This is a genomic window from Escherichia sp. HH091_1A (assembly GCF_030295175.1).
GTDB lineage: Bacteria > Pseudomonadota > Gammaproteobacteria > Enterobacterales > Enterobacteriaceae > Escherichia > Escherichia coli_F.
The window spans coordinates 1,002,403-1,029,014 of the sequence record NZ_AP025747.1; the positions used below are offsets into that span (position 1 = coordinate 1,002,403).

The following is a 26,612-nucleotide window of genomic DNA, read 5'->3' on the forward strand; positions in this document are numbered from 1 at the left end:
GTGCCTCCCTTTCGGGGGAAAGGGAGGCTGAGAAGTTAAGAGACGTGCTGCAAAAATTCCTGCAAGCGCTGGCTCGGTGGGTTCTTGATCAACACCTGCGGATCGCCATCTTCCGCAATCCGGCCTTTGTCGATAAAGATCAGGCGCGAAGCGACTTTCTCGGCAAAACCGATTTCGTGTGTCACGATCACCATCGTCATCCCTTCTTCAGCCAGATCCTGCATAACCTTCAGCACTTCATGGCGCAGTTCCGGGTCAAGAGCGGAAGTCGGTTCATCAAATAGCATCATTTTCGGCTTCACCGCCAGCGCGCGGGCAATCGCCACACGCTGCTGCTGACCACCAGAAAGTTCGGAAGGGTAGTGATGTGCACGTTCTGCCAGACCGACTTTCGCCAGCAGTTCACGCGCCAGTTTTTCCGCGTCTTCTTTGTTCGCGCCACGTACACGTAGCGGGCCAAACATGACGTTTTCCAGCGCCGTCAGATGCGGGAAGAGGTAAAACTGCTGGAACACCATACCCGCTTCCTGGCGAATCAGGCGCTCGTCAACTTTCGGATCGTTAACCTTCAGGCCATCGACAATCAGATCGCCGGAAGTGATTTCTTCCAGTTTGTTGATGCAGCGCAGCAGGGTCGATTTACCGGAACCGGACGGCCCGATAATCACCACGACTTCGCCCTGAGCAATGTTCAAATCGATATTGTGCAGCACCTGGGTTGGACCAAAATGCTTGGAGACGTTTTTAAATTCAATCACAGGATTTTCATCCTTCTTTCCAGACGACGCAGAATAAAGCTCAGCACCAGGGTAATAATCAGATAGAACACCGCCACGGCGCTCCAGATCTCAAGGGCGCGGAAGTTACCGGCAATAATTTCTTGCCCCTGACGGGTCAGTTCCGCCACGCCGATAACAATAAACAGCGAGGTGTCTTTAATGCTGATGATCCACTGGTTACCCAGCGGCGGCAGCATACGACGCAGTGCCAGCGGTAAAATGACGTAGCGAATGGTTTCCCAACGTGAAAGACCGAGCGCCAGTCCTGCTTCACGAAAACCTTTGTGAATAGACAGCACCGCACCACGCGTGATTTCTGCAATGTACGCGCCGGAGTTGATCATGATGGTGACCACCGCCGCAGTAAACGGGTCGATGCGTAAGTCGTTAAACGCCATCGGCAGGGCAAAGTAGATAAACATCACCTGGACGACGATAGGTGTGCCGCGGATCACTTCAATAAAGACCAGCGCGACGTGGTTGGCTATCCAACCACCGAAGGTGCGTGCAAAACCTGCCAGCAATCCGATCACCAGGCCGCCAGCCAGACCGAGGACCGAAATCCACAGGGTCATTTTGGCACCTTCAATCAGAAGCGGAATGGCAGGCCAGATGGCACTCCAGTCAAACTGCATATGTTGTTCCTGTTACCGTGGTGTAAATAATCAAATTCAGGGTAATTAATGGCCCCGGAGCGGGTTTGCGCCCCTTACCCAACCCCCCTCCCCAGAGGGGAGAGGGGACTGCCAGTGCGCTTTACAGGCGTAGCGTTATTATTTTGGTTCAGTACCGAACCATTTTTTGTAGATTTCGTTGTAAGTTCCGTTCTCGCGCAGGGTTTTCAACGCGCCGTTGACTTTGTCACGCAGCTCATCGCTACCTTTCGGGAACGCGATACCGTATTGCTGTGCTTCCAGAGAGTCACCTACCGCTTTGAACTGACCGTTACCGGCAGTTTTGATGAAGTAAAGAATGTTTGGCGTATCGTGTAGAACGGCGTCTGCGCGGTTAGTGCCCAGTTCCATATAGGCGTTATCAATGTTCGGGAACTGACGCAGATCTTTAGTTTTGATGTTTGCTTTCGCGTAATCAACGGAGCCAGTGCCGCTCTTCACAGCAACCACTTTCCCGTCGAGATCTTTCACGCTTTTCACATCGTTATTGTTAGCTTTCACCATCACTAACAGGCCGCTTTTGTAGTAGCCGTCAGAGAAATCGATCGCTTTTTTACGCTCGTCGGTAATGGTGATGCCCGCCAGCGCCAGATCGACGTTTTTGGTTTGCAGTGCCGGAATGATCCCACTGAAATCCATCGGCTTCAGTTCGTAATCCAGCTTCAGCTCTTTAGCGATGGCAGCCCACAGATCAACGTCAAAGCCCACGTATTTATCGCCCTGTTTAAATTCAAACGGAACGAAGGCGGTATCCGTCGCGACAACTAATTTTTTATCCGCGGCATGAGAAGAAACCGCAAAAGCCAGGGTCAGTGCAGCCAGTGAAACTTTTAATACAGACTTCATAGCATTTCCTTTTTTCTATCCACGGGACGATCCCCTGCGTGACATTCACATATATGAAAAAATCGTGCCAGTTTTGCAACTCATTGATTTATCAAGATGCGGCAAAAACGTAATGCACGATTTATAGGGCAATACCCTGAAGATGCACCATTCTGGGGCACCAAACTGGTGCGCTAAAATTGTGCACTCAACACAGTGATTATTTAGCGTAAAACCTGATGAAAAAACAATCTTTATGTAACGATTGTGTGATGATGTGGATACAAAAAATTTACTTTGATGGTCGTGGACAGCGGATGGATGCACTAAATAAGTGCGTTGAGGCGGATTGCAAAACAAAACGGCCTCCTGTCAGGAAGCCGCTGTTATCGTTTACTAAATTTCTGCACCATCAGCGATGGATTTATTCGATGTTAGACTCGATAAACCACAGGAATTTATCCAGGTCGCGAGACGCGGCGGTCAGGATATCTGCGGTGTCGTCATCTTTCGCTTCGCCAATCGCTTTACGTACATCATTAGCGACAATCGCGTAACGGTCAGCCAGTTCTTTCAGGTGATCCTGAACGTTGTGGATGTCCAGCGGGTAGCTTTTCAGCGGGGTTTTGCTGTTGATAACTTGAGTGGTCCCCAGAGCTACACCGCCCAGCTGCACTGCACGTTCTGCCATGGTATCCAGATGATCGATCAGTGCTGTGCGGAAGCCATCCAGCATTTCATGTACGGCAATGAAGTTAGCGCCGCGCATGTTCCAGTGCGCTTGTTTGGTAATCAAAGAAAGATCAATAAACTGGATAACCTGGCGATTCAGCAACTCTACTGTTGCTTTTTTCTCGCTGTCAGAGACATCGTTGCGGGTATAAAGCAGATTGGTCGCTTTTGATTTAACTAATTTAGCGGTACTCATAATTTCATATCCTCTTGATGTTATGTCCCAGTAATTAACGAGACTAAGTATAGCACCGGCTATGTGTTCCGCTATTCTGGCTGTTCCTATCACACTAATAGTGGTAACAAGCGTGAAAAACAAAACTAATAAAAATTCAATGAGTTAGATATATTGATAAGAACAATTCTTATTTATTGGCTCGCCAGGAATTTTCGGAATAAATATGCTTTTGCATAATTCGATATATAAAGACGGTGTGGAGGAAAAGTAGCGAGAAATTCTGCATGGTTATGCATAACCATGCAGAAATGTAAATTTAATTAATGTCTAATTCTTTTATTTTGCTCTCTTTGCGTACTGTCAGCGTAGAACCCATTGAAGCGGCGATGATAGCGCCGAGCGCCAGCAGCTGTATGGGTGTCAATGTTTCTCCGAGGAAAATCATCCCGGAAACGGCAGCCAGCGCCGGTTCCATGCTCATCAGCGTACCAAATGTCCGCGTTGGCAAACGGGTGAGGGCAATCATTTCCAGCGAATAAGGCAGAGCGGTCGAGAGAATAGCGACAGCCAGACCCAATGGAATAACCGACCAGTGCCAGAGTGCTTCACCAGCCTGAAGCGCTCCAATTGGCACGAAAATTAACGCTGCAATCAACGAACCAATTGCCACCGTCGCAGGGCCATGTTCCGCTCCTGCGCGTTGCCCACTTAAAATGTAAATAGCCCAACAAGCCCCTGCTCCCAGTGCCAGCGCACAGCCGGTTAAATCGACATGGGAAACGTCTTGCCCCAGCGGTAGCAGGAACCATAGACCAAGAACCGCCAGCACAACCCAGACGAAATCTACCGGGCGACGAGAAGAGAACAGCGCCACCGCCAGTGGTCCGGTGAATTCCAGCGCCACCGCAATACCCAGCGGTACTGTCTGAATAGAAAGATAAAAAAGATAATTCATCCCACCCAGCGAAACGCCGTAAAACAACAGCGGTAACCGCTGCTCTTTGGCAAAGCGCAGTCGCCATGGCTTAAAGAACGCGATGAGGATCAGCGTTCCTAATGCCAGACGCAGCGCAGTGACACCCGGTGCGCCCACCAGAGGAAAAAGTGACTTAGCTAACGAGGCTCCACCCTGAATAGACGCCATGGCAACGAGCAATATGACTATTGGTAACCAGACCGGCATTTTACGTAATGAACCAGGCATCCTTTCTCCCACAAATATCTAAACCTAAGTAAAGCGTGGAGTGTACTGGATATACCCAATGCTGGTTGAGCATTTGTTGAAAAAATTTTCCCCCGTTTTGACTAAAATGCGCCAGGATTGATGGAATCATTAGTCTGGTGATTAGGAATAATCTGGATGAATGACAGGGAATACATGCGTAATACTTACGCAGTTCTCTGAAAAAGTGATTTAAATTTAGATGGATAGCGGTGTATGGAAACGTTCTGTTACATGAAATGGCCCGTTAGACATCATAAATCGCGAAGAGTTTCCCATTAATTTTTGATATATTTAAAACTTAGGACTTATTTGAATCACATTTGAGGTGGTTATGAAAAAAATTGCATGTCTTTCAGCACTGGCCGCAGTTCTGGCTTTCACCGCAGGTACTTCCGTAGCTGCGACTTCTACCGTAACTGGCGGTTACGCACAGAGCGACGCTCAGGGCCAAATGAACAAAATGGGCGGTTTCAACCTGAAATACCGCTATGAAGAAGACAACAGCCCGCTGGGTGTGATCGGTTCTTTCACTTACACCGAGAAAAGCCGTACTGCAAGCTCTGGTGACTACAACAAAAACCAGTACTACGGCATCACTGCTGGTCCGGCTTACCGCATTAACGACTGGGCAAGCATCTACGGTGTAGTGGGTGTGGGTTATGGTAAATTCCAGACCACTGAATACCCGACCTACAAACACGACACCAGCGACTACGGTTTCTCCTACGGTGCTGGTCTGCAGTTCAACCCGATGGAAAACGTTGCTCTGGACTTCTCTTACGAGCAGAGCCGTATTCGTAGCGTTGACGTAGGCACCTGGATTGCCGGTGTTGGTTACCGCTTCTAATCACTTCGGTGATATAAAAAATCCGCCTCTCGGGGCGGATTTTTTGTTTTAAGGTTTCGGGTCGAAAATATCGGTTCCGAGATGGTTGTAATCCACCTTCTGTAACTGGAAGTTGGTGATGTATATCGGCCCGGCTTTCTTCTCAGATATAAACGGGTATTTGATGTTAATTTCCTTCGCTTTAATTCCCGTCCACTGCGAGAAAAAGCCTAAAAAGTCATTGGCTGAACGGCGGGCTTTAATCACCCGATGCGCTTTATCGTCGCTCGAAATGACCATAAAAGGCACCTGGAAATTTTGCTGATACTTATCATCATGGGCAAGGTATTGCACGTCTTTGCCGCGTTCTTTAAAGGCCAGACCGTGGTCCGCAAAGTAAACCAGCGAGAAGCTGCTGCCGCTATTGCGTAACTGGTCGTACAGCTTACGCAACAAATCGTCCGTTTGTGTCATGGTATAGAGATAGCATGATGTTTCTTTCGATTGCACAAAGGTTGCGTATTTGCCTTGTGTCCGGTCGCAGGCCTGTGGATGTGAGCCCATCAGATGTAAAACAATCAGTTGCGGTTGCGAGTGTTCTTGCGCCAGCACCTGCGCGGTCATATCCAGTAACGCTTCGTCTTTAGTGTTTTTATCTGCTTCAAAATTACCGTCTTTCAGGAAGTACACTTCATCTGCACGTTTGGCGATGCTGGCGATGGCGGTATCGTATTCGCCGATTTGGCCCTGGTTGGAAAACCACCAGGTCTGGAAGCCCGCGCGATTTGCCAGGGTGACAAAGTTATCCTGAAACTGTGGTTTGCCATCGACTACGCGATTGAGCGTTAAGCCAAGCGATTTCTGCGTGGAGCCACTGGCGGCAATGTAGTCAGCAAATATCAAACCGTTAACACTGCTGGCAAACGGGGTATTGTCCCAGTGACCGCCAAAGGCACCGAGGGCATCGCGACGCGCACTTTCACCGATCACCACCACATAGGTCTGATACTTCGGCTTAACGGCAGTGACCGTCCAGGTATCTTTCATTCCGGAAAGTTTTGCCATCCGTTCTTGCTCTTCAATCACCTCGTTATTATTGACGATGACATCCTTAGCAAAACGAAATACCGGATAGCCAGTATCTTTCAGTTTAAATACGCCGCCCCAGGCCAGATTTTGCACGGGAGCAACAAAAAATGTCGCCACACTGAATACCAGACACAGACTGTCGAAGGTATTCCAGCGCGCTTTTTCGCTCTCTTTTTTCCGCCTGATTGCTATTACGCCGAGCGCAAAAATAAATAAGCCGACCAGGTAGCTGTACCACGGAAAAATCGTCAGGATTTCGGTCGACTCTTCCATATTGGTGGAATGCAATGCCAGCAAGGTATTGAAGTTAGGCGCGCCGTAGGCCTGAGCAAAAGGGAAATAACAAGCCGCCACCAGCGAACTGACACCGACCAGAACTTTTTGTACGCGAGGCAATGTTCGCCATAGCAAAAGCAAAATAGCCGTAAATGCGGCGGTGTATAGCAAACTGAAGGGGTAACCTAAGCCGAGGTTAATTAATAGCGACTGTAAAAAGTAGAACGCAGTCCACGGGCTAAATACCCGGCTACGGGTAACAAGCGATTCTTTGAGGGTTAAATTCATATGCCACTATCGTAACAAACGCCATGTGCTTACCCTGGCGTCAAGGGTCAATACCTGCAAGAGTGCGTGAAGAGGGGAAAAGGGTCCGCATCCGCGAGCCGCAATATACGCAGGGCTGCAAGAAGATAGAGCGAGCTGCCGTTCAGGTCAACTACTGACGAACAAATCTTTTGCGAAGGGGATTGCAAATCCGACAAAAAGTGGGGTTTTTCAGAGCAAAACGCGTTGTGCCTGCATAAAAGCAGGAGTGAAGCGGCGTACCGCGACGCCGCTATTTATCGGAAGGTTTATCTTGCTGCGGTTTGTTGTTGACCATATCGCACAACATAGAGAGCAGCATTAACCGTACTTTAAAGGGAGAATGACTAAACACGCGCATACACCTCTTGAACTCATTCATAAGACCTCCTGACTTGCTAATCCCGTCGATCCTTGAGGGATGATTGCATTACATACAGATATAGCACAGGCTATATTATATAGCTATTGCTAAAACGTTAATTTTTTGTACCTTCGCAACTCTGGTTTACAATGTGCGCACGAAATGAGAACGCTATGTATGCGTCACCATAATGAGGAAGCACAATGAGTCGTCGCGCAGGTACGCCAACAGCAAAAAAAGTGACGCAGTTAGTGAATGTGGAAGAGCACGTTGAAGGGTTCCGCCAGGTCAGAGAGGCACACCGGCGCGAGCTTATTGATGATTACGTTGAGCTGATTTCTGACTTGATCAGGGAAGTGGGGGAAGCTCGTCAGGTGGACATGGCTGCTCGTCTGGGCGTTTCGCAACCGACGGTGGCTAAAATGCTCAAACGACTGGCAACCATGGGGCTGATTGAAATGATCCCCTGGCGTGGCGTGTTTTTAACGGCAGAAGGAGAGAAGCTGGCGCAGGAAAGCCGCGAGCGACATCAGATAGTCGAAAATTTCTTGTTGGTGTTGGGCGTCAGCCCGGAAATCGCTCGTCGCGACGCGGAAGGCATGGAGCACCATGTCAGTGAAGAGACGCTGGATGCCTTTCGTTTGTTTACCCAGAAACACGGTGCCAAATGAGCCTGCCTTTTTTACGCACGCTACAAGGCGATCGCTTTTTTCAGTTATTAATTCTTGTTGGCATCGGATTAAGTTTTTTCGTTCCCTTTGCACCGAAATCCTGGCTTGCTGCTATCGACTGGCACACTATCATCACCCTCAGTGGCCTGATGCTGCTGACCAAAGGTGTGGAGTTAAGCGGTTATTTTGATGTGCTGGGGCGCAAAATGGTGCGCCGCTTTGCTACTGAGCGTCGGCTGGCAATGTTTATGGTGCTGGCGGCGGCGTTGCTTTCAACATTTCTGACCAACGATGTCGCGCTGTTTATTGTTGTTCCGCTGACAATCACACTAAAAAGACTGTGTGAGATCCCGATTAATCGACTGATTATTTTTGAGGCGCTGGCAGTCAATGCGGGTTCGCTACTGACGCCGATTGGCAACCCGCAAAATATTCTTATCTGGGGTCGTTCTGGTCTTTCGTTTGCCGGGTTTATTGCCCAAATGGCACCGCTGGCTGGCGCAATGATGCTGACACTCCTGCTACTGTGCTGGTGTTGTTTCCCTGGAAAGGCGCTGCAATATCATACGGGGGCGCAAACACCTGAGTGGAAACCGCGGCTGGTGTGGAGTTGTCTGGGGCTGTATATCGTCTTTCTGACGGCGCTGGAGTTAAAACAAGAGCTGTGGGGACTGGTGATTGTAGCGGCGGGCTTTGCGCTGCTGGCTCGTCGCGTGGTGATCAGCGTGGACTGGACTCTGCTGCTGGTATTTATGGCGATGTTTATCGACGTCCATTTGCTGACCCAACTGCCAGCTTTGCAGGGCGTGTTGAGCAATGTGAGCCATTTATCCGAACCCGGATTATGGTTAACGGCAATTGGTTTATCGCAGGTGATCAGTAACGTGCCGAGCACGATTTTGCTGCTCAATTATGTGCCACCGTCTTTATTACTGGCATGGGCGGTAAACGTGGGTGGCTTTGGTTTATTACCCGGATCGCTGGCAAATTTGATTGCGTTACGGATGGCAAACGATCGCCGTATCTGGTGGCGTTTCCATCTCTATTCAATACCGATGCTGTTGTGGGCGGCGCTGGTGGGATACGTTTTGTTAGTTATGTTCCCGGCCAGCTAGGTGCTGGCAAATAAAAAAGGCGGATTATGAGTCCGCCTTTTAATTTAAGTTTTGAAGATTAATTCAGACGAACCGGCATCCCGGAACGATTTTTGATCGCTTCATCCAGCACGACCTGATCCACATCAGGCTGACCAGTTACTGTCTGCACGCTCTTGGTCAGGGTAATTGGCACAATTTCCTGACCTTCAAACTGGGCTTCGGTGGTAGACAGCGGGTTATGGACTTCAATATAACGGCTGCCGTCAGGCTCGGTGGTCGCTTTTACCGGCTCATCAATAAACTGTACGCGAGTACCGACCGGCACTTTCTCGAACAGGAATTTGATGTCTTCGTTACGCAGACGCACACAACCATGACTTACACGCAGGCCGATACCGAAGTTGGCGTTGGTGCCATGGATAGCGTACAGGCGACCGATGTAGAGTGCATACAGCCCCATCGGGTTATCCGGACCTGCCGGAACGACAGCCGGAAGCGGTTCGCCCGCAGCGCGGTACTCTGCGTGCATTTTGGCGGTCGGCGTCCAGGTAGGGCCTGCTTTTTTACGCTCAACTTTGGTGGTCCAGTTGATAGGCGTGTCTTTGCCTAACTGACCAATGCCGATGGGCAGCACGATAACGGTGTTGCTGCCTTTCGGATAGTAATAGAGACGCATCTCTGCGCTGTTAATGACAATGCCTTCATGAACGGTATCCGGCAGGATCAGCTGCTGCGGAATGTTCAGTACAGTACCGCCTTTCGGCAGGAAGGTATCCACACCCGGGTTAGCTTCCATCATGTTGGAAAGACCCATCTGGTACTCGGCGGCAAAATACTCCAGCGGCTGAGTGTTACCTTCAGGAATGGTGATCACCTGATTCTGACCAACCAGGCGACTCCCGTCGGTTGGCAGAGGATAAGTTACCGCAGAGGCGGTACTGCAAAAGCCGACAACAGCGAAGGCCGCTGCGAATAATGTTTTCAATTTCATATTCATGTTAAGCGAGATTTTGTGCCTGGCAGGCCATTGGGTTGAGAATATTAGAGTATTGGAAGCGCATTATAAGTTCATTCCAGCTCACAGTGAAATCAGATGTGTACGAAATCACATTTTTTGCCTTTGGGAAGAGTGTAGACCTTAAGCGGGGGACGGGATCTTCTTTCAGACTTATGGCATAATACGCGGTTTGTCATATCTCTTTTCAGGATACGCCTGTGTTAGTTTCCAGTAACGTCACAATATAGTTTCAAAGTGAACAAGAATATTTATTATTTAGTTGATATAGTATTATGGCTGGCCCTTGGTAAGTTACGCTAACTTACATGATGATCTTTGTACCGTTTGTCTTCATCTATAACCTTCATATTGCACTTAGGGATGCGAGATTCGTAGTTGTAATGGTGTTGTTAAAGAAATGTGGTGTTGTAACTCTTTCTCTATTGCAAGAGATGATTGTTTTGGTTCTCTTATAACTCAATACAGCAGAAAAATCTTGATAAGGACAAGAATTGCGAATGATGTAATAATTATACCTCTATTATGGTGTTAGAGCTGAAATTATGTCACATTCTTTAAAGAATTAGATAGTTCGGATGTGGTGGAACAGTGATGTGATTGTCTGTATGGTACTGAACGGTGGTGGAGTTAACTTTTCAATAAAGTGATGTTTGATATTCAACGAGTATGCATCGAAAATACAGAGCAAAATGGATTTGAGAGGGCACTACTGCACTCAAGGGATCTACATAGTGTAGTGTATGGATGGTAGGAAAATAAGTATGGAATGAGGCCGATAGGCGATATAAAATTAAGTCATTGCGAGTGCATAATACATAACAAATTTTAGCTATATCATATAACTCCAGTTTCGGGGGATATCTGATTGTGCTAGGTATGAGTGGTCTGTTGTTAGTAAAATCAATGGGAATTGATTAATTCTTATTATCTAATATAAAGTTCATTAGTGGTAATGGAACATAATTTCCTATCAAAATAAATTATTGAAAGTTGTATTTTGTGATGATTTAAATAAAAATATATTGCTGCAATGAATAATGATAAGTAAAAAGCAGTATATACAATTACACTGTATGATTACTAAAATAGTTGCAATAACTATTGAATATTAATATGCATATATTTTATCGTGAGAACTTGAGCTTAATCATAACTAAGTGTATTATATTCATGGTTTCACAAAAGGAATTTGATATGACTTTTAATTCAAATAGTTATTTTGCAACGATTCAAAATCGATTAGATGTAGTGACAGCTATTCCTAACACCAGAACATTTCCTGAGTGTCTTCCTCAGCGAATTAATAATTATACTCCGATGATTGAGTTATTTCGGGAGCTAGTAATGACATCTCGAAGTAGCTATGATGTCTTATTTAAAATACGGAATCCAGGAGCTTTTTCTGCTGATGTTCGTATATCTTTATTAAAGATATTCAGGAGATGTGTATGTACTGTATTAGACACCGAGGCGACTAAAAAAATTACTAAAATCTCGACAAGTGCTTTATATGAAGCATATGGCAGTTTATTCAAAGATATATCTACATTACAGGCACAATTTTCTGGTATTACAAATGAACAAATAACTTCATTGGCATCCTTGTTAGGTGAATATGATGATCGAGGTCAGCAGGGATATGTTTTGACAGATTTATTTTTTGATTGGTTTGAAGAAAAACTAGGACAAGAATTCTCAATAACTGGTCCTAGAGGGGCTGGTCGTGATATAGAATTGAACACTATTTTTCCTCAATTTATTGGTTCTTGTCCTTGCGATTTTATTATCAGGGAGTCATATTCTAATCAGGTAAGAGCTATTGGTTTTGCTCGTTATGATAGCACGAGAGGGGGAGCACAATCCGATGATAGAACGGGAGGAAATAATGATAAAGTCAACAAAGTAATGCAGTTTAGTCTCCAGTCAGGGGAAAATTTTAAAATAATATTTCTCTCGGATGGTCCTGGACTGACTCATAATGATACTTGGTATGAAACATGTTATTTAGATGGCCAGTGGGATGGTAATGTCAGAGTAACAACTTTAAAAACAGCTGATATTAGAATCACTCATAACTGGTTACGGAGTTAGTAATAAGGACAGAATACTGTTGATATGAAGACAAATATTGTCTTCATATCTTTATTTAGATTGCTACAATATTACAATTTATTAAAGTATTTCATCAAATAATAATTCAATTTCATTAGTATGCTTGCAATAAACATCATTATCGACAATGAAATTGAACTCTCGATCAGATAATTTTAGTTGTCTGCTTTTCTCTGCTGCATTTGACTTCACAAAATCGCCCATAGGCTCTAACCCATATTTTAATCTTCGTATAGAGGTGATTATAGCTTGAAATGATTGATCTATTCCTAACCATTTTCTATCTAATTCTTGGGCTGCGTGCAATGTTGTACCAGAACCACAAAAAGGGTCTAATACAAGATCACCGACATTAGTGCTTGCTGCAATTATTTTTTTCAACATGTCAAAATTTTTTTCTGTTGGATAACCCGTAATCTTAATACTTTGATGGTGTGCATCTCTAAATTGGTCCCAATAATCTGTCAATGGTAATTTTTTATCTTGAGTTAAATAGACTTTACGTCGGGGATTTCCTGTTTTAGACCAATGGATTTCTCCTTTTCTATCTAATTCATCTAATTTTTCAGGAGACATTTGCCAATGTTTTCCGGGGGGAGGGGTCATCCCTCTCCAAGGTTTTCCTGTTTCTCCGTTACGTATTCCCGGAGCATGAATCGGAACTAGTTTGAATAGACCTTTTTCATCTCTTTTATTATATTCTTTTGAGATCCAATCTAATTCCGCAGGAATACCTGGATTTTCAAATGTCATTTTTTTTGATTTACTATAGAATAAAATATAGTCATTAATATTAGGGTATTGATTTTTAGTATAATTTTTTGAACTGCATTTTTTTCTAATAATCAAATTTCTGAAGTTTTCTTCTCCAAATACTTCATCCATAATAATTTTTAAATGGAAAAGCATTTGGTGCCCAATATGTATATAGATACTGCCATCGTTTGTAAGCAACTCACGCATAAATATCAATCGTCTACGGATGAATTCTATCCAAGGAGCAGTTCCCATTACATCTCGGTAAGCATGTTTGAGATCCCGTGATTGAAAATCCATGCCAGTACCATATGGAGGATCAAGATAAATTAACTTAATTTTAGAAGTGTAGTTCTCCATTAGTTTTTTTAAACCAAAATAATTATCTGCCAGAATTAAACTATCAGTAGGTATTAGTTCAATATTTGTTTTTCTTTTGTTTTTTAAAGATATATATTTTTGATCTACAGGTTTTAATAGATCCTCTTTAGATATTTTATTGGGGTAAACAAAAGAAATTTTTTGCTCATTTTTAGGCAAATCGAATGGTTCACTTTTAGCTGAATCTGCCAGCAATGAATCGATTGATAATTTTTCTGATTTATTAATACCAGTTGCCATGTTTAATTATCCGCACATAAAGTAAAGGCTCATATCCATTATATCTTTAAACTGTTTTTATGTACAGTGGAATGTGCACAGTGAAGTGATATCTGAATTTAACATTTGAATAATCAGAAGGTAACTCCATGATGTTACATGAAAGCGATGACAAAGGTTCATAAGATATCTATATACATATTATTTACGATTGATTATAATTTCTCCGTTGAGGAGGTGATTATATGACCGTTTATGCATATACTCGAGTGTCAAAAGCTGATTCCGAGAATGGTACTACTGATAATCAGATTCATTTGATAAGAGCACAAGTAGATATTGATATTGTATTTTCTGATGTAAATATATCTGGTTCAATGCCTTTCTCTGAACGTCCAGAAGCAAAAAAATTATTAAATTGCCTTAGTAAGGGCGACACAGTGGTTATAGCGAAATTAGATAGAGGTTTCAGAGACACAGCCGATTGCCTGAATACAGTAAATTTGTTGAAAAAGAAAAAAATACTCCTCAAAGTATTAGACATTTCTCTAGATCTATCCTCACCTATTGGTGAGATGATCCTCACTATTATGGCTTCAGTTGCTACTTTTGAAAGAAAAAGAATTGCAGAGCGAATAAAAGATGGCTTTTGTGTTGGTCGTAGCAACGGGAAAAAATATGGTTATCATAATGATAATACAAAAGCGGGTGTTATCAAAAGAAATATGAAAAGAAAAATTGAAACTCAACAACGTTATGAATCAATTCTTGAATGTCTTAGAACATTACATAAAGAAAAACCTACTGAAAGAGTTATGCTTGCTCACTTAGAGCAAGCTGGGTATTCAGTTAGCAGAAATACTTTGCGCAAGGCATTAGGTAAATGATTGCTCATAAAGCATACAGTTTGCTTTAAGTAAAGTATGCTATTATATGTATAATAGGGTTCAAAGCTATTCTGATGATAATATATCTAATTTAGTAAATGCTTTAAATATTCAGTGTTATAATGAATCTAAGTCCATACCACTGTTACTATTAATAACTAATCCAAGATAGATAGCAGCTTGCTGCTTACGTCGTAGACGTAAGATGGTTATTCCATACTTATTATAATAGATATAGCATATCCTGTCATTATTAGTATGCGTACATTATATTCACTGAATTATTTGCTATGAGATAGTAATTAAGTGTAGAGAAATGTGATGAAACAATAGACAGCTATTTGTTCACTATAGAATAAAAACATATTTACTGGGATTAAATATCAAATTAAAAATATCGATTGTTTGCAATAGGTGAATTTTATAATGGAGATGATTACAAACAATCGATGTTTATATTATTCTGGGATAAAATACAGTAAGTGATTATCTTGGATAGTAAGCATGTTTATAACCATATTCATTTATAATTTGTACAATTTATACCACCTTATTAATTACTGTGATTGGTTCTTTCTAATATCTCTCTTAACTGTTCTATTGTACGTACTTCCATACCATTATGGATCATCACGTGACAATTTGCACATAATGGTATCAGGTCGTTAACTGGATCAACTTTGTGGTATTTAGCAATATGGTGTAATGGTTTTATATGATGAACTTGTATATAGTTTTTACCTATACTTCCATAAACTTTTTCAAAATTAAAACCACAAATATGACAAGTATAACCATGTGCATCAATACATGCCTGTCTGGCTTTCGGATCGCGTTCATAGTAAGTTGCTAACCTTTCTAGTTGTCTTCCTTCATAGTAATCATTATCAATCTCTGGTGTATATGAATAATGTTCTTCATCTGTTGCATACCAATTGCTATTAATTTTTGTCAAATATTTACGTACGATATTTTTTTCAAAATCTTTGATCTTAGCTGCACCGCTTGCTGTTGTTTTTTCTTGACGAATTTGGTAAAAAATATAAAGACTATACCCATCATACAAAATTTTATTTATATGCTCAATCGATTGTTTATAGCCAGGTTTCTTGCGTCCTTGTGAGTCTACTCGCCAGTCATGTGATAAGATTAACACACTCTTACCATCTGCCGATTTGAGATGGTCCCATGCACCAAATATAATTCTTTTGTTCGTCTCATCAATAAATGACCAACTCCAGTTATAATTTTTGCATGTGGCACCTAATGAACGTAGAAATTCAACACGAGACATACTATACATCCTCTATTATTGTATGCTATATGTAATATTACAACATATTCGATTTCATATGATTAAATTAATAAAAGTCATTTGATTATATTTAAAGAATACTTCAATATATATTGATGATATGAATCATATGGGCATCCTATATAGAATCAATATCTTTATGCTTGTTGTGATATCCATATGTATCACAACTATTCATTATCATATAGTTAGTGGCAATTATTTAAAACGCCAGTATGGGTAACTTTACCATTTACGTCAAAAATCGTCACAGAACCTTTTCTGGTTTGTTTATTGATGGTTAATGACGTAACCCCTCTATCGTCTTGCTGCTCAAAGTGATACTCAGTGGCCGTTTGGCTCGTTTCTACACCTGTACCAAAGGTCGGTACTGTCACTTTTTTTAAGGCTCCAGTTTGTTCATTCGTTAGTGTTCCATCACACGTCCAATGTGGATTCTTTGGCTTTTTTTGTGCATCCAGATCTTGATGATTTCTTATTACCTGTTCTATCTCAGCCTTTGGGGAAACATTTATAAGTGTATCAATACCAACCGGTGTTGTTTGTACGCTCATCGCAAGTGATGGGAATGTGAGTGCTACAGCAAGAACCAGTTTTGAAGAGAAAGTTGAATTTGCTTTGTTGAAGAAATTTATTTGCAGCATAGTGAAAATTCCTTGTGTTAGTTTTGTTAGCAATATGACTTAATTGACCTGATTCATATGGTTATAGAGATGTTGTCCACCGAGTGGCTAGTGTCACTCGGTGGACAGTGGCACTAAAGCTATGTAGTTGCAACGCGCAATCAATACTAAGTAACTCTTAGTAAAATGTCCACTGATAAAAAACATAATCAGCGTAGTTGAGCTGGAGAATTGCTATGCTGATTACAAGGTTGAAAGAAGCTCGACGGCGAGCAGGACTGACTCAAGAAAAACTAGGTATTCTTGCTGGATTGGACGAGGCTTCTGCTAGTACAAGAATTAACCAGTATGAAAAGGGGAAGCACTCACCAAATTTTGAGACGGTGAGCAATCTTGCAAAAGTATTAAATGTGCCGGTTTCTTTTTTGTATACGCCTGAAGATGATCTGGCTCAGTTTATACTCTTGTTTGATTCATTGAGTGAGTCAGATAGAAAGAAAATATTAGACCAATATGGTTAATGCAGAAGTATTTCTGAATAATATAGAGAGTTTATCTTGTTTTATTTCTTCAGAAAAGTTTAGGGACCTTGAGGTCCCTTTAAATTATAGCATATCGAGAAGAGCGTCAATATCTGGATCTTTTATGCGTGGTTTGAATTTGAAACTTTCCATTGATTTTGCTTGATAACCATCGAAGAATTGCTTTTCTGAGTTTTCTTTTTTATTCCATGCTTCAATTTGCTCAATGCTTATTTTGTTACTTTGCGCACAAAATGGTCTATATAAATAATTGTTCCAATGTTTTTTATCATCTTCAAGGTCGTAATATCCAGCTTCATTTATAAAGAAATAATAAGGAACGAAATTATTTTTGTTTGCATCTCTGAATGCAAAAACAGATTCTTTCCAGTCACCCTTATCATCTTTAAAACGAGAGCGTAAAAGATGACATGGGCATTCTTCTTTACAAACATGTTCACTCGAGTAATAATCACTATTCATATTATATCCTTTCAATGCATTATGTGTTTATATTTTCAATACGCATTATAATTAACTTTTAATATTATTTAGACTCCTCTGGCGTGTGTTTTACTAGTTCTAGTAATTTTTTCGTATCAGAAACGAAAGTAATATTACTACCATCCCAAATAAAGCTCTGAGAGTGTTTGTTTCGGTATAATATTTTTATTCTCCATCTTTTTCCAATATTAAAAACAATTATATTTTCAATTACACGCTTAAGCATCATATTTAATTGCTGAGGATCTTTTATTTCTCTTAACGTATTGATATTAAATGTTTTTTCCGATGCGATTATATTATCCTGATGTTTGATTTTTTCCTCAAGCTCTTGTAATTTTTCTTCAAGATTATTAATGGTTTGAAGTACACTAAGAGGAACTTTGGGTAACTCAAGAAGCATATTGTTTAACTCTTGGATCTTTGTCTTCACTGAATTACGTTCCTCTAATAATGTTTTATCAAAACTAGTTTTTTTCTCGAGTTTTAGTTCCTTCATTATCTGATATAATGCAACTTCTATATTTTTAAAATTTTTTGTGACATTACATTTCCCATCTCTTGCATTAGCACAGACGTGATATTGGTATGTTTTTCCAGAAGCAACATGAAATTTTCTGACAAGAGCACCACCACATTCATGTTTTAAAAGTCCGGCAAAAGCATTGTGTTCAGATTTATATCCTGGTTTATTTTGCTTATGATCTGACTGCAACAGCATAAATTCTTCTTTACTAATTACCGCAGGATAATAATTTTCTACAATATCTAGTAGAATAACTTTTCTATCTTGCGTTGTTTCTGATGTTTGATATGCTCCATAAAGAGCAACTGAATTTATTGTTTTTCCTATGGTTGTGTGGTTCCATCCTTTGGAACGTAATGGCTTATGACCTTCTTCGTTCAATATTTTAGCAATTTTATTTGTACCAAGTCCTTTTTGTCGTAACTCGATGATTCTTTTTACTGTAGCGAGTCTATTACTAAAAATATACTTATTCTGTTTTCGTTCTAGCCAGAAAGGTAGAATTTTATTGATGACCTCACCTTTAAGCGCTCGTTGCCTTTGCTGTCCTTTTGTTTCACGAAGTCGCTTGGATTTTTTCTCGGATTCTTTATATGCAAGGTCAGCTGCTAAAGCTATTCTAATGACACTTACGAGATCGTTGACAGAGTCTCTGTTTAATAAGAGACCATCGACTAGCGAAGCTATGAAAACGTTTTTTTGCAGAATTGACTTAATGATTTGTTGGGTAACATCAATACCTCTTCGACTTAATCGGTCTAGCGATTCAATAATGATGGTTGAGCCTTGTTCTATCTGTCCCTGTTCGATAGCTTCGAGCATATCTCCGAGCGAAGGACGGTTTCCTTCTTTAAATGCAGATATTCCGAGGTCTTGGAAGTTCTTATCTGATAGAATCAAATTATTAGCATGTGCGTAATGTTCGGCAAGTGCGATTTGGCGCCTTACAGAATCGCCCTGTTCTTGCTTTTTTGATGAGAACCTTATGTAAGAGTATGCTTTTCCGTTTTGTTTCATATACACCCCAGTAAAGTATAAGAGAGTATCAATTTTGCTTCTTTGCAACAATATCACCATGCAGTTCGGCAGTAAGCCGTTGTTTGAAAACATTTCCGTCAAGTTTGGCGGCGGCAACCGTTACGGCCTGATTGGCGCGAACGGTAGTGGTAAATCCACCTTTATGAAGATCCTTGGCGGCGACTTAGAGCCGACGCTGGGTAACGTTTCCCTCGATCCCAACGAGCGCATTGGTAAATTGCGTCAGGATCAGTTTGCCTTTGAAGAGTTCACCGTGCTGGATACGGTGATCATGGGGCATAAAGAGTTGTGGGAAGTGAAGCAGGAGCGCGACCGCATCTATGCTTTGCCGGAAATGAGTGAAGAAGACGGCTATAAAGTGGCCGATCTGGAAGTGAAATACGGCGAAATGGACGGTTACTCTGCGGAAGCTCGCGCTGGTGAACTGTTGCTTGGCGTGGGAATTCCAGTGGAACAGCACTACGGCCCGATGAGTGAAGTTGCTCCTGGCTGGAAGCTGCGTGTGCTGCTGGCGCAGGCGCTGTTTGCTGATCCGGACATTCTCCTGCTCGACGAACCGACCAACAACCTCGACATCGACACCATTCGTTGGCTGGAACAGGTGCTGAACGAGCGTGACAGCACCATGATCATCATCTCGCACGACCGTCACTTCCTTAACATGGTTTGTACCCACATGGCGGATCTGGATTACGGTGAACTGCGCGTTTATCCGGGCAACTACGATGAGTACATGACGGCGGCGACTCAGGCGCGTGAACGTCTGCTGGCTGATAACGCCAAGAAGAAAGCGCAGATTGCTGAGTTGCAATCTTTCGTTAGCCGCTTTAGTGCCAACGCCTCGAAATCTCGCCAGGCAACTTCGCGCGCACGCCAGATTGATAAAATCAAACTTGAAGAGGTGAAAGCCTCCAGCCGTCAGAACCCGTTCATCCGTTTTGAACAGGATAAGAAACTGTTCCGTAACGCGCTGGAAGTGGAAGATCTGACCAAAGGGTTTGATAACGGTCCCCTGTTTAAAAATCTCAACCTGCTGCTGGAAGTGGGTGAAAAACTGGCGGTACTGGGTACCAACGGCGTCGGTAAATCAACGCTGCTGAAAACGCTGGTGGGCGATCTGCAACCGGACAGCGGCACCGTAAAATGGTCTGAAAACGCGCGCATTGGTTACTACGCCCAGGACCACGAATATGAGTTCGAAAATGATCTGACCGTGTTCGAATGGATGAGTCAGTGGAAGCAGGAAGGCGATGACGAGCAGGCGGTACGCAGCATTCTCGGTCGTTTGCTGTTCAGCCAGGACGACATCAAAAAGCCAGCGAAAGTGCTTTCCGGTGGAGAAAAAGGGCGGATGCTGTTTGGTAAGTTAATGATGCAGAAGCCGAATATTCTGATCATGGACGAACCGACCAACCACCTGGATATGGAATCTATCGAGTCGCTGAACATGGCGCTGGAACTGTATCAGGGAACGCTGATCTTTGTTTCTCACGACCGTGAGTTTGTAAGTTCCCTGGCGACCCGTATTCTGGAAATCACCCCGGAACGCGTGATCGACTTTAGCGGTAATTACGAAGATTACCTGCGTAGTAAAGGGATCGAGTAAGTTATTGTCAGTAGCCCTGATAGGGTCAGGGCTACTGAAACTGATGACAAATGCAAAATTGCCTGATGCGCTACGCTTATCAGGCCTGGCAGTGTACCACAATATATTGAATTTTCAGGACTTTGTAGACCGGATAAGGCGTTAACGCCGCATCCGTCATGAACAAAGCGCACTTTGTCAGCAATCAGAGCAACACCGAACCTGCTTTCTTAACCTCACATCAATTCACTTCTACTAATCCATCACCTCTCAAACATCCATGCCCAGCGCGCGCTTACCGTGAATGTTCAGATCATCCAGCGTAAATCGGCCATCCCAGTTTGCTTCATAATCTTCTCGAGGGAAATCGCCCGGTGATGCCCCTTTTTCCAGTGCTTTCCTGACGTTATGCGCATAAGCCCGGTTTTTCTCACACATCGGCGCGGCAGGGATATACATCACGTTCCCCCAGCCTTGTTGATTATTTACCGGTGCGACGGAGTGGATCACGTCGCAGTGCCACCAGACGGAATCCCCCGCTGTAATAGCTGGAATGGAAGTGAGTGCTTTAATCAGTAGTGGATGCCATTTCTCTGAAATGGGCAGAACTTTGCCAGGAGCGACCCCACACAACTCATCGTCCGGTACGTCATCCAGCAGTGGGCGCAATAAAACATACGCCATCGCTTCCGGGATTGGCACCACATGCAATAATCCCTGTCCTGGTAACATATCGGAAAGCGCCGTCCAGCCTTGAAAAGTGCGGAACACCGAACATTTTGTGGTGTTATCCACCGTGTACTCTTCAACATCAGTACGGTATGCAGCATCCCACGGATCGTAATCGTCGACATTACCGTTGAAAACATGGGCAAAAACACGCTGATAAGCGGGTAATAACCAACGTTCCAGCGCCCCAGAATCAGTGTGTGCCCCCAGACCTTTAGACGTCGTGCCTGGTGGGCGGCGGCGGATCCTGTCCGGATAGATCACGCTAATATCGGGATCAAACCACTGCCTGCCGTTGCTTTCAGACTTCCACAGGCGGTTAAGGAAAGATTGCACCGCCGCCATATTGTCACTTTGTCGCGCCTGCATTTGTGCCTGCGACCAGTAAATAGGGTAGATTTCAGGACGAGATGCCTCCAGCGAGCCAAAGAAGCTGTCGCCGGGACCTTTATAAACATCATCAAAATGATTGGCATCGAGATAGTCAAGCATTGCGCGATCCCATGCCAGTGCCTGTTCGCGGGGGAAATGGCCTTTAATTACTGCACAGCCGCGACGTTTAATTTCATTGCGCGTGGCTTCACTCACTGTACCTGCTGCAACGTCGCTATATGGGACTTCCGGCCAAACCGGTAATCCTTGCCCTTTGAGGGCGTCTATTTCTGCTACACGTGCTTCGATTTTTGCAGAGAGTTTATCGAAGACCTGTTGTAAATCGCCGATCTGTTGTCGCAGCTCCGCTTTCATCTTACGGATAGCCGTTTTCGCATCTGTTGGCAGTGTCTCATAGGTAAAAGTCATATCAACCTCACAACTTTCGTTCGAAAGTGAAAATAGTTATGATTGATACTTTAAGTTAAAAATAAGTTAACGCAAGATGAAAATCTTGAGTAAGTGCACAAAGTGAGCAAAAAAGAGAGATGCCGGAACGATTGCTCCGGCCGGGAAAAGGTTACTTATTGAAAGGAGCGGTGTTATCCAGCGCCGCCTGAATCACATTCAGTGCGCCTTCATGATTATTATCATCGGTAGCGTAACGGGAGATTTGTTTAATGTTTTCCGCAGCATTGCCCATCGCAAAGGAATAACGCGCCATTTTCAGCATCTCCGCATCGTTACCGCTGTCGCCAATCGCTACCACATTTTGCGGTGACAGATCCCAGCGTTTCAGTAACCGCGAAATACCATTCGCTTTATGCAGACCAGGAATAATCAGGTCGATAAAGCCAAAACCACTGGTAACCGGCTTCATAATGCCATCGAGTGCTACGTGCAGTTTGTCGATCACTAACGGGATTTGTTCATCCGGCAGGTTGAGCGAAAACTTGAACAGTACGTCGTCAATCTCTTGATAATCTTTTACAGGTTTCAGGCGATGGTAGTGTTTTGCCATCAGTGCGACGAATGCTTCGGGGGCATTTTCGCTGACATATGCACTTTGCAGACCGCAGGCGACAAAATTGAGTTGCTTATCTTTTAGCAACTCGCCAATCACAATCCGCGATTCATGTCGGGTCAATTCGCCGTGGAATAACTGCTTGCCATGTTCGTAAACCAGTGCGCCGTTTTCCGCGACAAAAGAGATCTCATCCTTTAGCTCAGGAAAGAACGAAATAAGCTGGTAATACTGATTACCGCTGGCGACAACGAACTCAATGCCGCGCTTTTTAAGTTCCTGATACTGCGCCATAAAACGTGGTTGGTTGTACGTTTTGGCGTCGTTAAGAAAAGTACCGTCCATGTCTGTGACGATAACTTTTACGCTCATAGGTGTGCTCCTGGCTCGAAAATGAAACCGTAACAGTGTAATAACAATGTGACGCAGAGCACAAATTATATTTCGAATGAAAGTGAGAGCGGAATTGATGATGTGAATGATTTGGCCCGGCGACGACGCCGCCGGGCTGAGGAGATTACAGCATATGTTCAGTACGGGCGATGATATCGTCCTGTGCGTCTGGAGAGAGCGCAGTGAAGAAGGCGGAATAACCCGCTACGCGCACCACCAGATCGCGGTACTGATCCGGATGTTTTTTCGCTTCCAGCAGCGTTTCGCGGGAAACGATGTTGTACTGAATATGCCAGCCTTTATGCACTTCAAAGAAGGTACGCAGCAGGATCATCAGTTTTTGCTTGTCAGATTCATTCTCCAGCGTTGCCGGATTCAGCTTCTGGTTGAGCAACACGCCGCCGAGAATCGCTGCTGTAGGCAGTTTACCCACCGAGCCAATGACCGCCGTTGGGCCGAGATGGTCAGTACCGGAGGCCGGACTAGCGCCTTCTGCCAGCGGGGTATGTGCTTTACGTCCGTCCGGCGTTGCCATAGTCTGCGCGCCAAACGGTACGTTAGCGGAGATAGACGATGTGCCCGCATAATAGTTGCCGCCAATCGGACCACGACCGTAGCGCGGGTTATGGTACTGTTTCAGTTCGTCGATATAGGTCTGATAAGCGCGAGCCAGCAGCGTATCGACAGTATCATCGTCGTTGCCGTACTTCGGCGCGCCGTTAATCAGCCGCTGACGCAGCTGCTCGTGCGTCAGGCCGTCGAAGTCATCCGCCAGTGCGGCAGCCAGTTGTTGCTGACCAATCGCGCCCTGTTCAAACACCAGTTTCTTCACTGCCGCCAGGCTGTTGCCGAGGTTAGCAATGCCGACCTGCAGGCCAGAAACCCAGTCATACTTCGCGCCGCCTTGTTTAATGCTTTTCGCTCGCTCAATACAGTCATCCACCAGCGCCGAGCAGAGAATATCGTGCACGTTCTCTTCCAGCATGGTGTCGACGACATATTCGATTTCGATTGATTTGCGAGTGTAGTAACGGATTTGCGTATCCCACGCGTCCATTACTTCATCGAAGTTGTTGAAGTTACCCGCTGACAACGCTTTTTCTTGTGGCAGGAACACTTTGCCGCTGGTGGCATCACGACCGCCTTCCAGCGCCGCCAGCATCACGCGGGCGAAGTTGATAAAGCTCATGCCGGTGCAGCGATAGCCCCATTTACCGCCGACAGCGGTTTCGATACAACCAATCGCTGCGTAGTCGTAAGCGTCCTGCGGTTCAATACCGAGTTTAATAAATTCCGGGATGACGATTTCGTCGTTGTTGAACGCCGGCATCCCGAAGCCGCAGCGGATCACCTGTACGCAGGCATCGAGGAAATCGTTACTCATTCCCGCGTGGTAGCGCACGCTGAGGTTAGGCTGAGTGGAACGCAGGCGACCGCAGGATTCGAGGATTGCGTAAGAGAGTGGATTCACCGCGTCCATCGGCTGACCATCAACCAGATTTTGCCCGCCAATGGTGACGTTCTGATACAGCGGACTTCCCGCAGAGGCTTTTGAGTGCGAGCCGGAGCGGATCTTGTTCACTTCCAGCAGTTTCAGCCAGCAGCTATGTAGCATCTCGATGGCGTGTTCGCGATCCAGCGTCTGGTTCAGTTCAACGTCGCGGCGATAGTACGGGTAGAGATACTGGTCCATACGACCAAACGATACCGAGTGTCCGTTGGATTCGATCTGCAAAATCAACTGGATGAAGTAGCACAGTTGCAGCGCCTGCCAGAAAGTCTGCGGCGGCTGGTGGGCGATAAGGTCGCAGTTTTCGGCCATCGCCAGCAGTTCATCGCGACGGCTTTCGCGGGGTTCGGTAGCGGCCATTTCACGCGCCAGGGCAGCGAAACGTTCAATATGTTCACTGACCGCCACCAGCACGATATCAATCGCTTTCAGGAACTGCTCGCCGTGCAGATCTTCCAGCACGGTCAGGTTAATACGCGAGCGGCGCTCCGTCACTTTCTCGCGCAGACCATCAAGCCCTTTTTCCAGCAGTAGCGGGAAATTCACCGCCAGGTGCGCATCGCCGGAGGTCATATTACCTTCCGCTTTAATGATACCGGTCGCCAGCAGGCCTTTTTGCTCATCGGTAAACATGCCATAGCAGCGATCCTGTACGGTCTGACCGCGCCACCACGGGCACACTTCATGCAGAACGCGTTTGTTCTCTTCGCTCACCGCAAAACCTGCACCCGGACGATCCGCCAGATCATCAATCTCTTTTTCGATCCAGGAGACGGTATATTCCGGGAAGATCGGCGCGGCGCGAACTTCGCTTGCCTGGTTGCCGATGATCAACTCATCGTGCTTGATCCAAATAGTGCGATTCGCCAGGTGATGGGCCAGCGCCAGAGCGCGACGTACCGGGATCGGCTTATCGAGATGTTGTTGATACATCTCGGTATAGTGCTGCGCGCGCTCGGTACAGACCGGCGGTTTCACAATATTCACCAGCGCATTTTTGTGCGCTTTAATGCGGTCGCTGAGCGTGTCCAGTTTCAGTGTGGTCATGGTTGTTATCCTCGTAAGGTCGCGGTTAACCCTTTCTGGCAGGCATACTGCAGGGCAAAGTCGAGCAGTTCTGGCGCATCAAGCGGTTTTTCCGGGGCGTCATAGGGCAGATTAAGTAAGTGATATTTGTTGATGCCCAGCGTGTGGTAGGGCAGGAAATGAATTTCGCCGACGTGCAGCTCGTCGGCGGCAAAATCGGTAATGGCTTTCACAGAGGTTTCATCGGCATTAAAGCCCTGAATCAACGGCACGCGGATGATGATTTTTTTCCCCGCCGCTGCGAGTTTTTTCAGGTTATCCAGCACTCTGGCGGCGTTACCGTCGGTCCACTGTTTAAACGGCACGTCGGCAACGTGTTTTAAATCGGCAAGAAACAGATCGATATACGGCAGAGAAGGGGCGATGTATTTCCACGGCACATGCAGACAGGTTTCTACCGCAGTATGAATACCGGCTTCGTGGCTGGTTTGCAGTAGCCCCATCGCCATTTCCGGCTGCATAAACGGCTCACCACCGGAAAGCGTTAAGCCGCCGCCGCTGCGATCGTAAAACGGTTTGTCGCGCAGAACGGTCGCCATGATCTCCTCAACGCTTTTCACTTCACCACACACGGTTAACGCCTGTGTCGGGCAGCAGTCGGTTAACGCCGTCAGATGCTCCGGGGTTAACTTTTCCCGATGAATAAGCAAACCATTCAGCGCGCGCTCAATCGCTTCCGGCGCGGCCTTAGCGCACAGCTCGCAGCCTTCCAGGCACAGACGTGCGTCATACAGCAGATCCTGCGTGCGGGCGCGGCTTTCCGGATTCTGACACCAGCGGCAGCCCAGTGAACAGCCTTTAAGAAAAACGACCGTGCGGATACCGGGGCCGTCATGGGTCGAGTAGCGCTGAATATTGAAAATCATAGTTGCCTCTCTGTTTCGTTCAAACATTAAAATACTTTCGAATGAAAGTTAGATTGATGTGCGTCAACTGTTCAGAGAGTTTTCCCGTGATAGTCTACATTCAGA

25 protein-coding genes are annotated in these 26,612 nt (G+C 44.8%); 8 read left to right on the forward strand and 17 right to left on the reverse strand.

Translation table 11 applies throughout. The annotated features are described in order from the left end of the window. Positions 1–35 precede the first annotated feature (35 nt). The 5 genes from glnQ to rhtA form a co-directional block, all read right to left on the reverse strand. Positions 36–758 carry a glutamine ABC transporter ATP-binding protein GlnQ gene (gene glnQ / locus QUF14_RS04780; RefSeq protein ID WP_000569076.1) on the reverse strand — a complete coding sequence of 241 codons (723 nt, stop codon included), beginning with the start codon at positions 756–758 and terminating at the stop codon, positions 36–38. Then, positions 755–1,414: a glutamine ABC transporter permease GlnP gene (glnP, locus tag QUF14_RS04785; protein ID WP_001159065.1), complete on the reverse strand. Its 660-nt coding sequence runs from the start codon at positions 1,412–1,414 to the stop codon at positions 755–757. The genes glnQ and glnP overlap by 4 nt, the downstream gene beginning before the upstream one ends. A 138-nt stretch (positions 1,415–1,552) precedes the next feature. Further along, positions 1,553–2,299 (reverse strand): glutamine ABC transporter substrate-binding protein GlnH, encoded by a 747-nt coding sequence (glnH, locus tag QUF14_RS04790; RefSeq protein WP_000843866.1) that lies wholly within the window; start codon positions 2,297–2,299, stop codon positions 1,553–1,555. A 403-nt stretch (positions 2,300–2,702) separates the two neighbouring features. After that, positions 2,703–3,206 (reverse strand): DNA starvation/stationary phase protection protein Dps, encoded by a 504-nt coding sequence (dps, locus tag QUF14_RS04795; RefSeq protein ID WP_000100800.1) that lies wholly within the window; start codon positions 3,204–3,206, stop codon positions 2,703–2,705. A gap of 298 nt (positions 3,207–3,504) precedes the next feature. Next, a complete protein-coding gene (gene rhtA, locus QUF14_RS04800; protein ID WP_001295297.1) occupies positions 3,505–4,392 on the reverse strand; it encodes a threonine/homoserine exporter RhtA in 888 nt (295 codons plus the stop codon). A gap of 234 nt (positions 4,393–4,626) precedes the next feature. On the opposite strand from rhtA, the gene QUF14_RS04805 reads away from it, so the two are divergent. Then, positions 4,627–4,692 (forward strand): protein YliM, encoded by a 66-nt coding sequence (locus QUF14_RS04805; protein ID WP_120795379.1) that lies wholly within the window; start codon positions 4,627–4,629, stop codon positions 4,690–4,692. Between the two features lie 52 nt (positions 4,693–4,744). Next, complete coding sequence (gene ompX / locus QUF14_RS04810) at positions 4,745–5,260, forward strand: outer membrane protein OmpX (protein ID WP_001295296.1); 516 nt, start codon at positions 4,745–4,747, stop codon at positions 5,258–5,260. 48 nt (positions 5,261–5,308) lie between these two features. On the opposite strand, the gene opgE is transcribed toward ompX, so the two are convergent. Together opgE and mntS are read right to left on the reverse strand one after the other, a co-directional pair. Further along, a complete protein-coding gene (gene opgE, locus QUF14_RS04815; protein WP_001054692.1) occupies positions 5,309–6,892 on the reverse strand; it encodes a phosphoethanolamine transferase in 1,584 nt (527 codons plus the stop codon). 271 nt (positions 6,893–7,163) lie between these two features. Continuing rightward, positions 7,164–7,292: a manganase accumulation protein MntS gene (gene mntS / locus QUF14_RS04820; protein ID WP_001001761.1), complete on the reverse strand. Its 129-nt coding sequence runs from the start codon at positions 7,290–7,292 to the stop codon at positions 7,164–7,166. Between the two features lie 185 nt (positions 7,293–7,477). Between mntS and mntR the strand changes: the two genes are divergently transcribed. Then, positions 7,478–7,945, forward strand: a complete 468-nt coding sequence (mntR, locus tag QUF14_RS04825; protein WP_000091016.1) for a manganese-binding transcriptional regulator MntR — start codon at positions 7,478–7,480, stop codon at positions 7,943–7,945. Beyond that, on the forward strand, positions 7,942–9,060 hold the full coding sequence (locus tag QUF14_RS04830) for an anion transporter (RefSeq protein ID WP_000056407.1): 1,119 nt from the start codon (positions 7,942–7,944) through the stop codon (positions 9,058–9,060). The genes mntR and QUF14_RS04830 overlap by 4 nt, the downstream gene beginning before the upstream one ends. Positions 9,061–9,118: 58 nt before the next feature. Here QUF14_RS04830 and ldtB read toward each other — a convergent pair whose 3' ends face one another. After that, positions 9,119–10,039, reverse strand: coding sequence for a L,D-transpeptidase (gene ldtB, locus QUF14_RS04835; RefSeq protein ID WP_001056376.1), 921 nt, complete (start codon positions 10,037–10,039; stop codon positions 9,119–9,121). A gap of 1,215 nt (positions 10,040–11,254) precedes the next feature. On the opposite strand from ldtB, the gene QUF14_RS04840 reads away from it, so the two are divergent. After that, positions 11,255–12,151: a hypothetical protein gene (locus tag QUF14_RS04840; RefSeq protein WP_000143776.1), complete on the forward strand. Its 897-nt coding sequence runs from the start codon at positions 11,255–11,257 to the stop codon at positions 12,149–12,151. An 81-nt stretch (positions 12,152–12,232) separates the two neighbouring features. Here QUF14_RS04840 and QUF14_RS04845 read toward each other — a convergent pair whose 3' ends face one another. Next, positions 12,233–13,549, reverse strand: a complete 1,317-nt coding sequence (locus tag QUF14_RS04845) for a DNA methyltransferase (RefSeq protein WP_000190482.1) — start codon at positions 13,547–13,549, stop codon at positions 12,233–12,235. Positions 13,550–13,773: 224 nt separating this feature from the next. Here QUF14_RS04845 and QUF14_RS04850 point away from each other — a divergent pair, with 224 nt between their 5' ends. After that, positions 13,774–14,415, forward strand: a complete 642-nt coding sequence (locus QUF14_RS04850; protein WP_000219416.1) for a recombinase family protein — start codon at positions 13,774–13,776, stop codon at positions 14,413–14,415. Positions 14,416–14,968: 553 nt separating this feature from the next. On the opposite strand, the gene QUF14_RS04855 is transcribed toward QUF14_RS04850, so the two are convergent. Both QUF14_RS04855 and QUF14_RS04860 read right to left on the reverse strand, forming a co-directional pair. Further along, entirely contained in the window at positions 14,969–15,709 is a 741-nt protein-coding gene (locus tag QUF14_RS04855; RefSeq protein WP_000091958.1) for an HNH endonuclease, read from the reverse strand. Positions 15,710–15,918: 209 nt separating this feature from the next. Further along, positions 15,919–16,374, reverse strand: coding sequence for a hypothetical protein (locus QUF14_RS04860; RefSeq protein WP_000939303.1), 456 nt, complete (start codon positions 16,372–16,374; stop codon positions 15,919–15,921). A gap of 215 nt (positions 16,375–16,589) precedes the next feature. Here QUF14_RS04860 and QUF14_RS04865 point away from each other — a divergent pair, with 215 nt between their 5' ends. Further along, positions 16,590–16,874, forward strand: a complete 285-nt coding sequence (locus QUF14_RS04865) for a helix-turn-helix domain-containing protein (RefSeq protein ID WP_000909276.1) — start codon at positions 16,590–16,592, stop codon at positions 16,872–16,874. A gap of 84 nt (positions 16,875–16,958) precedes the next feature. Here QUF14_RS04865 and QUF14_RS04870 read toward each other — a convergent pair whose 3' ends face one another. Beyond that, on the reverse strand, positions 16,959–17,357 hold the full coding sequence (locus tag QUF14_RS04870; RefSeq protein ID WP_001083558.1) for a hypothetical protein: 399 nt from the start codon (positions 17,355–17,357) through the stop codon (positions 16,959–16,961). Positions 17,358–17,421: 64 nt separating this feature from the next. Next, on the reverse strand, positions 17,422–18,921 hold the full coding sequence (locus QUF14_RS04875) for a recombinase family protein (RefSeq protein WP_000812326.1): 1,500 nt from the start codon (positions 18,919–18,921) through the stop codon (positions 17,422–17,424). Between the two features lie 34 nt (positions 18,922–18,955). On the opposite strand from QUF14_RS04875, the gene QUF14_RS04880 reads away from it, so the two are divergent. Then, complete coding sequence (locus tag QUF14_RS04880) at positions 18,956–20,548, forward strand: ABC-F family ATPase (protein ID WP_000923070.1); 1,593 nt, start codon at positions 18,956–18,958, stop codon at positions 20,546–20,548. Positions 20,549–20,797: 249 nt separating this feature from the next. Here the strand turns inward: QUF14_RS04880 and QUF14_RS04885 are convergent, their stop codons facing one another. From QUF14_RS04885 to QUF14_RS04900, 4 genes are all read right to left on the reverse strand, one after another. Next, on the reverse strand, positions 20,798–22,057 hold the full coding sequence (locus QUF14_RS04885) for a DUF1479 domain-containing protein (RefSeq protein ID WP_100734016.1): 1,260 nt from the start codon (positions 22,055–22,057) through the stop codon (positions 20,798–20,800). Between the two features lie 151 nt (positions 22,058–22,208). Beyond that, complete coding sequence (gene ybiV / locus QUF14_RS04890; protein ID WP_000114260.1) at positions 22,209–23,024, reverse strand: sugar-phosphatase YbiV; 816 nt, start codon at positions 23,022–23,024, stop codon at positions 22,209–22,211. A 145-nt stretch (positions 23,025–23,169) separates the two neighbouring features. Further along, positions 23,170–25,602 (reverse strand): glycyl radical protein, encoded by a 2,433-nt coding sequence (locus tag QUF14_RS04895; protein ID WP_000209391.1) that lies wholly within the window; start codon positions 25,600–25,602, stop codon positions 23,170–23,172. Between the two features lie 5 nt (positions 25,603–25,607). Further along, complete coding sequence (locus QUF14_RS04900; protein ID WP_001353332.1) at positions 25,608–26,507, reverse strand: glycyl-radical enzyme activating protein; 900 nt, start codon at positions 26,505–26,507, stop codon at positions 25,608–25,610. Between the last annotated feature and the right edge of the window lie 105 nt (positions 26,508–26,612).